The organism is Grimontia marina (genome assembly GCF_900060185.1).
Classification (GTDB): domain Bacteria; phylum Pseudomonadota; class Gammaproteobacteria; order Enterobacterales; family Vibrionaceae; genus Enterovibrio; species Enterovibrio marinus.
Genome location: NZ_FIZY01000007.1, coordinates 127,672 through 139,860 on the forward strand (window position 1 = coordinate 127,672; position 12,189 = coordinate 139,860).

The 12,189-nt window shown below is 47.9% G+C and carries 10 protein-coding genes and 5 tRNA genes; 11 read left to right on the top strand and 4 right to left on the bottom strand.

All coding sequences use genetic code 11. The features are described 5' to 3' along the window. Positions 1 to 16: 16 nt before the first annotated feature. Positions 17 to 604 carry a ribosomal protein S5-alanine N-acetyltransferase gene (rimJ, locus tag GMA8713_RS05815; RefSeq protein ID WP_062706747.1) on the top strand — a complete coding sequence of 196 codons (588 nt, stop codon included), beginning with the start codon at positions 17 to 19 and terminating at the stop codon, positions 602 to 604. Continuing rightward, complete coding sequence (locus tag GMA8713_RS05820; RefSeq protein ID WP_062706749.1) at positions 597 to 1,220, top strand: HD domain-containing protein; 624 nt, start codon at positions 597 to 599, stop codon at positions 1,218 to 1,220. Before rimJ ends, GMA8713_RS05820 begins: the two co-directional genes overlap by 8 nt. A 49-nt stretch (positions 1,221 to 1,269) precedes the next feature. Here the strand turns inward: GMA8713_RS05820 and pyk are convergent, their stop codons facing one another. Together pyk and GMA8713_RS05830 are read right to left on the bottom strand one after the other, a co-directional pair. Then, positions 1,270 to 2,715, bottom strand: a complete 1,446-nt coding sequence (gene pyk / locus GMA8713_RS05825; protein ID WP_062706751.1) for a pyruvate kinase — start codon at positions 2,713 to 2,715, stop codon at positions 1,270 to 1,272. 130 nt (positions 2,716 to 2,845) lie between these two features. Beyond that, positions 2,846 to 3,700 carry a MurR/RpiR family transcriptional regulator gene (locus tag GMA8713_RS05830; RefSeq protein WP_062706753.1) on the bottom strand — a complete coding sequence of 285 codons (855 nt, stop codon included), beginning with the start codon at positions 3,698 to 3,700 and terminating at the stop codon, positions 2,846 to 2,848. A 288-nt stretch (positions 3,701 to 3,988) separates the two neighbouring features. Here GMA8713_RS05830 and GMA8713_RS05835 point away from each other — a divergent pair, with 288 nt between their 5' ends. The 9 genes from GMA8713_RS05835 to GMA8713_RS05875 all read left to right on the top strand — a co-directional run bounded on the left by GMA8713_RS05835 (position 3,989) and on the right by GMA8713_RS05875 (position 10,549). Further along, positions 3,989 to 4,852 carry an NAD(P)H-binding protein gene (locus GMA8713_RS05835; protein WP_232314370.1) on the top strand — a complete coding sequence of 288 codons (864 nt, stop codon included), beginning with the start codon at positions 3,989 to 3,991 and terminating at the stop codon, positions 4,850 to 4,852. Between the two features lie 539 nt (positions 4,853 to 5,391). After that, the gene (gene psrA / locus GMA8713_RS05840) at positions 5,392 to 6,069 is read left to right on the top strand and encodes a TetR family transcriptional repressor PsrA (RefSeq protein ID WP_062706755.1); all 678 of its coding nucleotides are present in this window, start codon (positions 5,392 to 5,394) and stop codon (positions 6,067 to 6,069) included. Between the two features lie 52 nt (positions 6,070 to 6,121). Then, positions 6,122 to 8,416 (top strand): acyl-CoA dehydrogenase, encoded by a 2,295-nt coding sequence (locus GMA8713_RS05845; protein ID WP_062706757.1) that lies wholly within the window; start codon positions 6,122 to 6,124, stop codon positions 8,414 to 8,416. A gap of 153 nt (positions 8,417 to 8,569) precedes the next feature. After that, entirely contained in the window at positions 8,570 to 9,772 is a 1,203-nt protein-coding gene (gene fabV, locus GMA8713_RS05850; protein WP_062706758.1) for an enoyl-ACP reductase FabV, read from the top strand. Positions 9,773 to 10,044: 272 nt separating this feature from the next. After that, positions 10,045 to 10,118 (top strand) — tRNA-Cys (locus GMA8713_RS05855). Positions 10,119 to 10,122: 4 nt separating this feature from the next. Then, positions 10,123 to 10,198, top strand: a tRNA-Gly gene (locus GMA8713_RS05860). A 63-nt stretch (positions 10,199 to 10,261) separates the two neighbouring features. Then, positions 10,262 to 10,338, top strand: a tRNA-Met gene (locus GMA8713_RS05865). Positions 10,339 to 10,341: 3 nt separating this feature from the next. Then, a tRNA-Gly gene (locus GMA8713_RS05870) sits at positions 10,342 to 10,417 on the top strand. Positions 10,418 to 10,462: 45 nt separating this feature from the next. Further along, positions 10,463 to 10,549, top strand: a tRNA-Leu gene (locus tag GMA8713_RS05875). A 169-nt stretch (positions 10,550 to 10,718) separates the two neighbouring features. Here GMA8713_RS05875 and GMA8713_RS05880 read toward each other — a convergent pair. Next, entirely contained in the window at positions 10,719 to 11,732 is a 1,014-nt protein-coding gene (locus tag GMA8713_RS05880) for a DUF4376 domain-containing protein (RefSeq protein ID WP_062706760.1), read from the bottom strand. Beyond that, positions 11,732 to 12,189 (bottom strand): tail fiber protein (locus GMA8713_RS27670; RefSeq protein WP_198159456.1); only part of this gene is annotated, 458 nt, incomplete at its 5' end. The genes GMA8713_RS27670 and GMA8713_RS05880, both read right to left, overlap by 1 nt.

Genomic DNA, 12,189 nt, shown 5'->3' on the forward strand with positions numbered 1-12,189 from the left:
TTGGATAGGAGGCGAATTGTCTGTCGAAATTATAAACCCTTTCCCGCATTTACGTATTGATAATCTAATTATTCGTGCGATACAGAAGCCTGATCTCCCACTTATCGTGAGCTATTTTCAGGTTAATCGCCAGTATCTGGCACCTTGGGAACCCTTGCGGGGAGACAGTTTCTTTACCCAAGAAGGTTGGGAAAGGCGCGTTATTCAATTAATCGAACTGCAGCGTCACGGACTTGCCTATTATTTCATGATTTTCGAAGAGGGCAGTGATGAGGTCTGTGGGGTAATTACCTATAACAACATCATGCAGTTCCCTATTCACGCCTGTAATGTTGGCTATTCACTGGCTGAGACAGCACAGGGGAGAGGTATTATGCGACGGGCACTGAAGGCGACCAACCAATGGCTTTTCGATAACCTGAATTTGCACCGCATCATGGCGTCTTACATGCCAAGAAACAAACGCAGTGAAGCGGTTCTGAACGCGGCGGGATTTAAAAAAGAAGGCGAAGCCAAAGATTACCTGCTGATCAACGGGAACTGGGAAGACCACATCCTCACCTCTGTCATTAACACCAAATGGGTAGCCTCGACCAATGAGTGATATGTCAGCGGTTGAAAGGCTGGAAAAGCAACTGGCATTGGTTGTAGAGATTGATCAACTCAAAGCGGTACTCAGGAGAACTCGTGTTAAGAGTGATGCAGGTAGGTTGGAAAACTCTGCTGAGCACAGCTGGCAGGTTGCTTTGATGGCAGTTTTGCTCCAAGAGCATGCCAACGAAGCTGTCGATGTGGCAAAAGTGGTAAAAATGCTGCTTATTCACGATGTAGTGGAAATCGATGCGGGTGATACCTTTGTTTACGATTTGGAAGCAGCAAAACTTCAGCCTGAGAAAGAGCTAAAAGCGGCGAAGCGTATCTTTGGTTTATTGCCGGAAGACCAGCGGGACGCGCTAATGGCTCTTTGGTTTGAGTTTGAAGCAGGGGAAACACCTGAAGCGCGCTATGGAAAAGCGTTGGATCGCATGCTGCCTATGCTCCTGAACTATCACAGCGAAGGACAAAGCTGGAAAGAGTACGGCGTTCGGCATGATCAAGCGTTGAAGATTAACAGCAAGATAGAAAAAGGTTCAGTACTTCTTTGGGAAAAGGTACAGACGATGCTGACGGAAGCGGCTGAGAAAGGGTGGCTAAAAAAGTATAATGAATCAGATGATTAAGCCCCTGAGGGTCGGGGCTTTCGGAAGATTCGTTGGTACCAGACACCAGCTAGGTCACGGTGATTAAACGCATCGTGTTTGTGGTTTTTACGTACTCGTTGATGTCACCTTGAGTAATAATCACCACATCCCATTGGTTCAGATACCCCAGTTGCTTCAGGTGAGCAATGGCTCTGTGAGCAACCTCAGAACCTGCACCTGTATCACTTTCGAAGTGTACGGGAGTGACCCCCCTGTATAACGCTAATCGACACAGAGTCGATTCGTGTCTGGATAGTGCAAAAATAGGTTTACCGGAACTAATCCGCGACATCATCAGTGCTGTCCTGCCAGACTCGGTCAATGTCACCATCGCTTTAACTTGTGGCATGTGGTTCGCGGCATACATTGTCGCCATCGAAACCGTTTCTTCAATCAACTCAAACTCCTTGTTGAGGCGATGGTTTGAAACATTAATCGATGGCATTTTCTCTGCACCAATACAAACTTCAGCCATGGCTTTCACTGTTTCCAGTGGATAGTCGCCTGCAGCCGTCTCTGCGGAGAGCATAACGGCATCTGTCCCATCTAAGACAGCGTTTGCAACATCCATGACTTCAGCACGTGTTGGCATGGGCGCTTTGATCATTGACTCCATCATCTGGGTTGCAGTAATAACGCATCGATTCAACGAACGTGCGCGACGAATGAGTTTTTTCTGTACGCCTACAAGTTCAGGATCGCCAATCTCTACGCCCAGATCTCCACGTGCCACCATAACGACGTCTGAAGCCTCGATAATATCGTCAATATTTTCATCAGAAGAGACAGTTTCAGCGCGTTCTACTTTAGCGACCAAGCTAGTTTCCAATCCTGCCTCCTGGGCTAACGACCGTGCCAAACGCATGTCGTCCCCATTACGGGGGAAGGATATGGCTAGAAAGTCCACTTTGATTTTTGCTGCAGTAAGAATGTCTTGCTTATCCTTGTCGGTTAGAGCGGGCGCAGAGAGGCCACCACCTTTTTTGTTGATGCCTTTGTTATTCGAAAGTGGCCCTCCAACCATGACTTCAGTAAGAATACGAGTACCGTCTACCGAGATGACTTTCAACTGTACCCGGCCATCATCAAGCAAGAGAACATCGTCTGTATCGACATCATTGGGGAGGTTTTTGTAGTCAATGCCCACACACTCTTTATCACCTTTCCCGGGCTCAAGCGCAGCATCCAAAACGAAATGATCGCCCACAACTAGCTGAACTTTGCCATTGGCGAAAGTTGATACGCGTATTTTCGGTCCTTGTAGGTCTCCAAGAATACCGACATGGCGCCCCAACTTAGCTGCGATAGCACGTACCTTGTTGGCACGTTCTATATGGTCTTCAGGGGTACCATGAGAAAAGTTCATCCTAACGACGTTGGCGCCAGCAGCAATGATTTGTTCCAGCACATCTTCCTTATCAGTCGCTGGCCCCAACGTGGTCAAGATCTTTGTTCGACGTAAATTCTCAGACATGACAGTCTCCTGAGTAAAAATGCTTGCGAAAAGATAGCTGTATAGATAGTGATAATTATCTTTATTAAGAAGTGTAGCTGAGCGGGCGGAACTCAAAGAAAAAGGGCAGACCGTAGGTCTGCCCTTTAAATCAGGTGAGCGATTCCTTGTTGAATCGAGAATCCTTGATGGCTTCTTTTACTCGCTTGAGGTTCTCACGGAACCCAGGGCCTCGGCGAAGAGTGAAGCCTGTTGCTAGAACATCAATGACGGTCATCTGAACCACGCGGCTTGCCATAGGCATATAGATGTCGGTATCTTCCGGCACATCCAGTGTGATGGTCAGAGAACAGACTTTATCAAGTGGAGAACCTTTCTCTGTCACTCCGATAACGGTAGCGCCATTTTCCTTCGCAAGGTTAGCCACATCAACCAGTGATTTGGTTCGTCCGGTGTGAGAAATCACCACAACGACATCACCATCTGAACAATTGATACAGCTCATACGCTGCATCACGATATCATTAAAGCAAACAATTGGAATGTTGAAGCGGAAAAATTTGTTTTGAGCATCATGGGCAACAGAAGCGGATGCTCCAAGGCCGAAGAAAGAAATTTTCTTGGCTTGTGTCAGCAAATCTACCGCGCGGTTGATTTGATGAGGGTCGATGCTGTTTTTCGCCACATCCAGACACGCCATCGTCGATTCGAAAATCTTCGAGGTGTAAGCGTCAGCGCTGTCGTGCTCCTCGACATTTCGGTTCACATAGGGTGTACCGTTTGCCAGACTTTGTGCCAGATGAAGTTTAAAATCAGGGAAGCCTTTGGTATCCAGCCTTCGGCAGAAACGGTTCACCGTTGGTTCGCTGACGTCTGCCATTTTGGCAAGCGTCGCTATGCTGGAGTGAATAGCAGTCTGGGGAGAGGCGATAATCACTTCCGCGACTTTCCTTTCCGACTTACTAAAGTTCTCAATATTTTTTTGTATTTTTTCCAGGGTGTTCATTCAGATTACCGCGTTACTTCCGCTGTCTGTTTTGTCAGTCATTGCCACCTTATTTTTTTGGTCTGCTCAGTCTGACGCTATTGGGTGAAATATTTCGATGTCCAACAATGTTATAGTCGATTCTAACGGTTGGATTCGTTTAATGACATTTTAACCAAAAAATACCTTTAAAAATTTGTATTCATTCACGCTTTTAGTTGCTTAATTACACAGCGCCGGAGGTTTTTTTCATCAAATGCGAATTGCGTTCGGTTCTTGTGGCACGTCTCGAATGAATGAAGATAAGAAATGAAAATTGCTTACAGGGAACTTTCTATGTCGGAACCATATAAAACAGTTTCAATAAGCGGGTGTGGCTGGCTTGGCCTTCCACTCGCAGAATATTTGCACCAAGGTGGGTATGCGGTTACAGGCAGTAAACGTAGCGAGGATTCACTTAAAGGTCTGAAATTGAAGAATATTAATGGCGTGGTGTTCGATGTATACAGTGAAAATGCAGAATCATCATCTCAGCCTCTATTTGGTAGTGACGTGTTTGTTGCCAACATACCGCCAGGCCGGCGTTCTTTTGACAGACACAAATTTGCTGATGCCATGAAAAATTTAGTCGATAGGGCAAAATCTGGTGGGGTGAAGCAGTTCATCTTTATCAGTACCTCTTCCGTTTACGGCAGTATCACAGGGGTCGTTACAGAAAACACAGTGTGTGAGCCGGATACTGAATCCGGAAAAGCACATCGGGAAATTGAAGAATACGTGCTAAGCGAGTTCGGTGAGCATGGTGTCGTGCTGAGACTGACAGGTTTAGTTGGTGATGAGAGACACCCAGGGAAACACTTGGCAGGAAGAGATAATGTCAACGGTGGGTTGGATCCAGTGAATCTCATTCATCGCGACGACTGTATTGAAGCGATAAGCTCCATTATTTCGTTGCAGCGAGGCGGAGAGGTTTTCCACTTGAGTGCAACAGATCATCCGACCCGATCTGACTTCTATCGTTGGGCTGCAACTGGTTTGGGCATGAAGGAACCTGTATTTATCGAAGATGGAGGGCAGGGGAAAATGATTGAGCCCACCCATACATTAAAAACATTGAGTCTGACGCTGAAGTATCCGTCACCTTTTGATATTCCTTTGCCCGATGTGAATTAATCAAATGCAGACGACAAAAAAAGCCCGCTTCATCTGAAGCGGGCAACATGAATATTTGTAAGCAGGAGTAAGAAAAAGCAGCAGCATCCAGCGATAAGTCAGAAATCATGTGTGGCGGCCAGAAATACATCAAAAGGCACTTATCTGCTATCTACATACTTTGAGACTGGCGTGTTTTCATAAAGTTCAAAAATTTCGAAAAATTTTTCTCTTTTCAAGATCCTTAATCCCTGACGCCAGACGAAAAAAAGCCCGTACTCAACTCAGTGTACGGGCTCCAGAAGAATAAAAACTTCTAAGAAAAAGCAGTGGCATTATATGTGACCCGATGAATCGCCAATTGTTCCCAAAAGGTTCGATTTTTTTCTCATTAATGAGTGTGATACTAAGCCATTTCCTCGAATGACATTACTTTACAACAAGTTACGACAACACATTTTTTGCCCAAAAACATAGGCTTTTTTGATGGTTGTTTGGGGGTTGTTATTAATGCTAACGAGATGTAAAGTTAAACAAGTGTTTAATACAGGTGAGTGAAAATGGCAGGGAAAGGCGAAACCAAAGGAAAAATTCTCGATGCCGCGGAGCAGTTGTTTGCTGAGCATGGTTTCAAAGAGACCTCTCTTCGCACCATCACGAGCAAGGCGGGTGTAAACCTAGCTTCTGTTAACTATCACTTTGGTGATAAGAAGTCACTTGTGCGTGCGGTTCTCGCCCGGTATCTCGAACAGTTCATGCCGCTACTGGAGCAGGAATTAAAACTGCTACTGGTCAAAGATGATATTTCAATGGAAGAAGTGTTTGCATGTACCAAGCGCCCACTTTTGGGATTGGACACCTTTCGCCGCCATGGCGCATCGACTTTCATGCAGCTCATCGGCCGTGGCTACACCGACGTACAGGGTCACCTCCGCTGGTTTATTACAACGCGTTACGATTCCGTACTGACCCTCTTTACCCAGGCTGTCATCAAAGCAAATCCCTCACTGAAACCTGAACATGTTTTCTGGCGACTTCACTTTACCCTGGGCGCGGTGATTTTCACCATGGCGTCGAATGTAGCATTGAGTGAAATTGCGGAGAATGACTTCGGAAACAATGTGACTACTGAAGACATTCTCGATCGATTGATTCCTTATCTGGCTGCTGGTGTAGATGCACCTGCCAGTCAGGAACTATTACTTGTGCCGCGCGATATTCCACGCAGTGCAGGCTAAAGCTAAAAAAATAATAAGAAATTTACGTGTTACAAATACAAGGATCTGAATCATGAGCTCTCAACCATCACTTAGAAGACGCTATTTAAGCGATCCAGCGTTTAAGTTTTTCAAAAAGGTACTTCCGCCGCTTTCTGAAACGGAGCGTGAGGCGATGGAAGCTGGCAGTGTATGGTGGGATGGCGAGTTGTTCGCCGGTAATCCCGACTGGCGCAAGTTGCTGCAGTATCCAAAGCCGCGTTTAACTGAAGAAGAAAAAGCGTTCGTGGATAACCAGCTGGAAGAACTGCTGGGGATGCTGGACGATTTCGACATTGTTCAAGAACGTAAAGACTTGCCACCACAGGTGTGGGAATTTCTGAAAAAAGAAAAATTCTTCTCGCTGATCATTCCAAAAGAATACGGTGGTCTTGAGTTTTCTGCCTACGCGAACTCGACGATTGTGTCACGTATCGCGACCCGCAGCTTGAGTGCGGCAGTGACAGTGATGGTACCTAACTCTCTGGGTCCGGGTGAACTGTTAACGCACTACGGTACTGAGGATCAAAAGAATTACTGGTTGCCACGGCTTGCAAATGGGCAGGATGTCCCTTGTTTTGCTTTGACTGGCCCTGAAGCGGGTTCAGATGCGGGTTCTATCCCGGACAAAGGCATCGTATGCATGGGCGAGCATGAAGGGAAAGAAGTGCTGGGTATTCGCCTGACATGGAACAAGCGTTACATCACACTTGCGCCAGTCGCATCTGTGCTGGGCCTTGCTTTCAAACTTCATGACCCAGAAGGCCTGTTAGGTGACCAAGAACAACTCGGTATCACTTGTGCACTTATCCCAGCGGATCATAAAGGCGTCGAAATCGGTGAACGTCACAATCCATTGGGTTTGTCCTTTATGAATGGTCCAACACGTGGTCAGGATGTTTTCATTCCAATGGAGTGGGTTATCGGTGGTCAAGACTATGTGGGTCGTGGCTGGCGTATGCTGGTGGAATGTCTGTCAGCGGGCCGCGGTATTTCCCTGCCAGCACTGGGCACAGCAGTCGGTCACCTGACGGCGCGTACCACTGGTGCTTACGCGTATGTACGTAAGCAGTTCGGTATGCACATTGGTAAATTTGAAGGCGTGGGCGAGGCAATGGGACGCATTGGTGGTTACACCTACATGCTCGAAGCGGCACGCACATTGACGACGACTTCTCTGGATATGAAAGAGAAGCCGGGTATTGTGACCGCAATCGCCAAATACCACATGACCGAACTGGCACGAACTATACTAAACGACTCGATGGATATCCATGCAGGTCGAGCCATCCAGTTGGGGCCGCTAAACTATGTGGGCCATCATTACTTTGGTATGCCCGTTGCAATCACAGTAGAAGGGGCGAACATTCTGACCCGCAACCTGATGATCTTTGGCCAAGGGGCGACACGTTGCCACCCTTATGTGCTGAAAGAAATGGAAGCGGCGGCAGAGGCTGATGGCGAAAAAGGTGCAGAAGCGTTTGATTCTCTTCTCATCAAGCACATTGGCTTTGCCACGAAGAACGTGCTGGTGTCTTTCACTAATGCGTTTACCCGTTCCAGCTTCAACAAATCACCTGTTTCAGGCGAAACAGCGGCTTACTACCGTCAACTGTCCCGCATGAGTCGTGCGCTGGCGGTCACTGCTGATGTAGCCATGCTAACATTGGGCGGTGAGCTAAAACGCCGTGAAATGCTCTCAGCCCGTTTGGGTGATGTGTTGAGCCACCTGTATCTGGCATCAGCAGTATTGAAACGCTATGAAGATGAAGGTCGCCAACAGTCAGACCTACCTTTCGTTCATTATTCACTACAATACTGCCTGAACAAATGTGCGGAGGCGTTTGACGGCGCGTTCAATAACTTCCCACAAAAAGGTGTTGGTTTCTCGCTGCGTGCCATCCTTTTCCCACTGGGTATGCACTACAAAGCACCATCAGACAAGCTGGCAACGAAAATTGCTGATCTGCTGATGACGCCGGGGGCACATCGTGAGCGTCTGACGCATCTTAGCTATGTCGGTGACAAAGCAACTGACCCAGTAGCTATCATGGAGCGCGCCTTCGAAGCCATGGTGGCAGTGAAACCACTGGAGAAGAAAATGGCGGTTGCAGCCAAGGCGAAGAAAATTCCTGCGAAAGGTTTGTTGTCAGACCGTTTGGATGCAGCCCTTGAACAGAACATTCTGACTCAGGAAGAAGTCGATCAAGTCAAACACGCTGATGGACTTCGCTACGAAGCGATTCAGGTGGATAACTTCGACCCTTCCTGGTTCAAGTCAGACTCGGCACCTGTGCCGACAAGCCGAAAGAAAGGCAAAGCTGCATAACAGCAGAATTGTTCTCAAAAACGCCGCAACAGCGGCGTTTTTTCTTGCTAACACCTCCAACCACTACCCGAAATTGGGGTTTTGCGACAAAAATAAGTGCCAAAACAAGATGAAGTATTTATCCTAAGCCCAACTTTGAAAGGAAGGTTGAATATGATCATCAAACCGAAAATTCGCGGATTTATCTGTACGACTACCCATCCAAAAGGATGTGAAGCTAACGTAAAAGAGCAAATCGAATACACCAAAGCCCAAGGCCCAATAGCCAACGCACCAAAACGTGTACTGGTGGTGGGTTCATCTAGCGGCTATGGCCTGTCATCGCGCATTGCTGCTGCGTTTGGCGGCGGTGCAGCGACCATCGGTGTGTTTTTCGAAAAGCCAGGCACAGAGAAAAAGCCGGGCACAGCGGGTTGGTACAACTCCGCGGCATTCGACAAGTTCGCCAAGGAAGAAGGCCTTTACTCAAAGAGCCTGAACGGCGATGCATTCTCTGATGAAGCGAAAAAGAAAGCGATCGAGCTGATTAAAGAAGATCTTGGTCAGGTTGATATGGTGGTTTACTCACTGGCTTCCCCAGTTCGTAAACTGCCAAAAACCGGTGAAGTGGTTCGTTCATCACTGAAGCCAATTGGTGATGTTTACACCTCTACAGCAGTCGACACCAACAAAGACCAAATCATCGAAGCCAGTGTTGAGCCTGCAACAGAGCAGGAAATCAAAGACACCGTTACCGTGATGGGCGGCGAGGATTGGGAACTGTGGATTCAGGCACTGTCTAACGCGGGCGTGCTGGCTGACGGTTGTAAGACCGTGGCATACAGCTACATCGGTACTGAACTGACATGGCCAATCTACTGGGACGGCGCATTGGGCCGCGCGAAGATGGACTTAGACCGTGCTGCTTCAGCGCTGAATGACAAGCTTTCTGCAACGGGCGGTACCGCAAATGTTGCAGTGCTCAAATCAGTTGTGACTCAGGCGAGCTCTGCGATTCCAGTTATGCCGCTCTACATCGCGATGGTGTTCAAGAAAATGCGCGCTGAAGACGTACATGAAGGCTGTATGGAGCAAATCTACCGTATGTTCAGTCAGCGCCTCTACAAGGCTGATGGCTCGGCAGCAGAAGTAGATGACAAAAACCGTCTGCGTTTGGATGACTGGGAACTGCGTGACGACATTCAACAGCATTGTCGTGACCTGTGGCCACAAATTACCGCAGATAACTTGAAAGAGCTGACAGACTACGTCGAATACAAAGAAGAATTCCTGAAATTGTTTGGCTTCGGTGTCGAGGGGGTGGATTACGACGCTGACGTCAACCCAGAAGTGGATTTCGACGTTAAAGCTATCTAATCATCCTGAAATATCAAAGACTAAAGCCAGCGATGACAAGCTGGCTTTTTTATTGATGGCATACACAGGCCGCGGTTTGTAAGGGCTGCAATGAAAAATCCAGAGGTTTTTGCTAAAACTTTGATCAATGTGGCTGATATTTATCAGATTTGCTCGATAAAGAAGCAAACAAACCAAAACGCCGAAATTAGTGCGTGACAGCTAAAAAAACTTATGTAGAATGCCAACCCGTACCGCAGAGGAAGACAACTTACCAAAGCGGGAAAAACGAAGGCGCGTTGGCAGAGTGGCTATGCAGCGGATTGCAAATCCGTGGACCTCGGTTCGACTCCGGGACGCGCCTCCATGATGCGACACTAGCTCAGCTGGTAGAGCGCAACCTTGCCAAGGTTGAGGTCACGAGTTCGAACCTCGTGTGTCGCTCCAATCTCTTTTAAGGGATTGAGAAATGGGAATCGCTGTCATTGTGCGAGAACAATGAGATACGGACGCGGGATGGAGCAGCCTGGTAGCTCGTCGGGCTCATAACCCGAAGGTCGTCGGTTCAAATCCGGCTCCCGCAACCAAATGCGACACTAGCTCAGCTGGTAGAGCGCAACCTTGCCAAGGTTGAGGTCACGAGTTCGAACCTCGTGTGTCGCTCCAAATTATTTGCAGATGGTGCCTATCATCGCAATCAAAGAATTGCGTGCCCTGGTGGTGGAATTGGTAGACACAAGGGATTTAAAATCCCTCGACGTTCGCGTTGTGCCGGTTCAAGTCCGGCCCGGGGCACCATTTAAACTAAGGCCTACAAGCATAAGCTTGTGGGCTTTTTTCTTATATTGTAGCCCGCCGCCAAAGCTGAAAAATGAAACCGCTTATATTGGAAAGTCTTTAACATCCCATTTTAAGCGGCTTCTCTGTACAGTGTGCGTAGGTCTGTAAACGCTCCTTAAACAGTGATTTACCCGACGTTAAAGGCCAGCACCGCTTCAAAGCTCTCCAGGCTATCCACTTCCTGTTTCATCTTTCGTTGTTTGTCATGGATAACGAATCCTTGCAGGTTTATTGCTGCTTTGACCTGCTTTAGTTCCTCTATGCTCATGCCATGGTGATCTTGGTTATTGGCGTCAGTCCAATAAGGCGGCATCACCCCTGCAAGAATGGTGGAGTCTATTCTCATGCGTGCTTCGGGCCCAGCATCCCAGACGGTATCATTGGCGATGACGGTTGCTCTGACGTCATTCTCTGTTGCAAATCGCCAGGCATTGATCTCCTCACGTTTTGCTTTTTTTGCTCTGTCAGTGCTTGGTTGCCAGGTACCGTTTTGGTATTCATGAAAAGGCGTTGGTGGGGCAGTCAATGTCCATCCGTCTTTGATAGGGCCAAGCTCTTCGACTAATTCGACCTGTAAACATTCTGCTTTGTTGAAGATCTCCTTACCCCTATGGTCTTCGACTTCCTCCCATTTTCCCTGAACCAATCTGACGGCATAGTTCTCTCTTGCTGCTGGTGGATTCTCCCAAGTGCATTCGTTGGAAAGCTCAAAGTAATAGTCAGAAACAACGTACTCGTGGCCTGATTCATCCCAGTAAGACTGACCCACCTTGATATCAAAAATCCGCCATTGCTCTTCCTCATAAAGTACCGCTTGGGTACTTGGATCATGATTGGGCGGGGGCGTAGTCACCATGCCGTCAGGAACCGTTCCATCCGGGACGGTCAGACGATACCCCCGTCCTTCAACGGAAAAGTATGGGGTTGCGGTTCTATCTTCTATTTCTTCCGACCAGGTCTGAGTTTTACGATCAAAGCGTGAAGTCAGCCCCTGTGCCGTTGGTGTATAGAGCGTTTCTGTATAGTCAGTGCCGAGTGCCGTTCCCTTGGCGACGTGTTGTTTTTCATTGCCTAACCACCATCCGTCGGGCGATAAGTGGGAAACGTCTACAACAACCGAAGTGTGTTTGATTTCATTCATTAGGCAAGCCTTACGATCCAGTTACATTTGAGATGGTCGATGGTGTTTTTTGATGCACCAAAGGTGGCAATGGTGACACTGTGACCATGTATTCCTATAGCGATAGAGTGATTGTGATTGCCTGTTGTATTGCCATAGAGGACGTTGCCATGGCTACCGCCAGCGGCATCAGCGTTGTGATAGCTACTTGTATAGCCGCCTTGATAGCCCCCTCGTGTGTAGTGCCTGTGATCACCGTTGGTTGAGGTGTACTTTGTGCCCAAATTGGTGCTGCTGACGGTTGAGCCAGCATGGCCATGGGATTTCACTTGGCCCTCAGCGAATTCACCCACAATCTCACCGTCTTCTTTCCCTATTAAGCCACGGCCCCTCATGTCGGGAAGCGTCCCATCTGGGTAAATAGCGGCTGTCTGTGGGTATAGGTCAGTATCAAATGCCTGGCCTTTCATGATGGCCC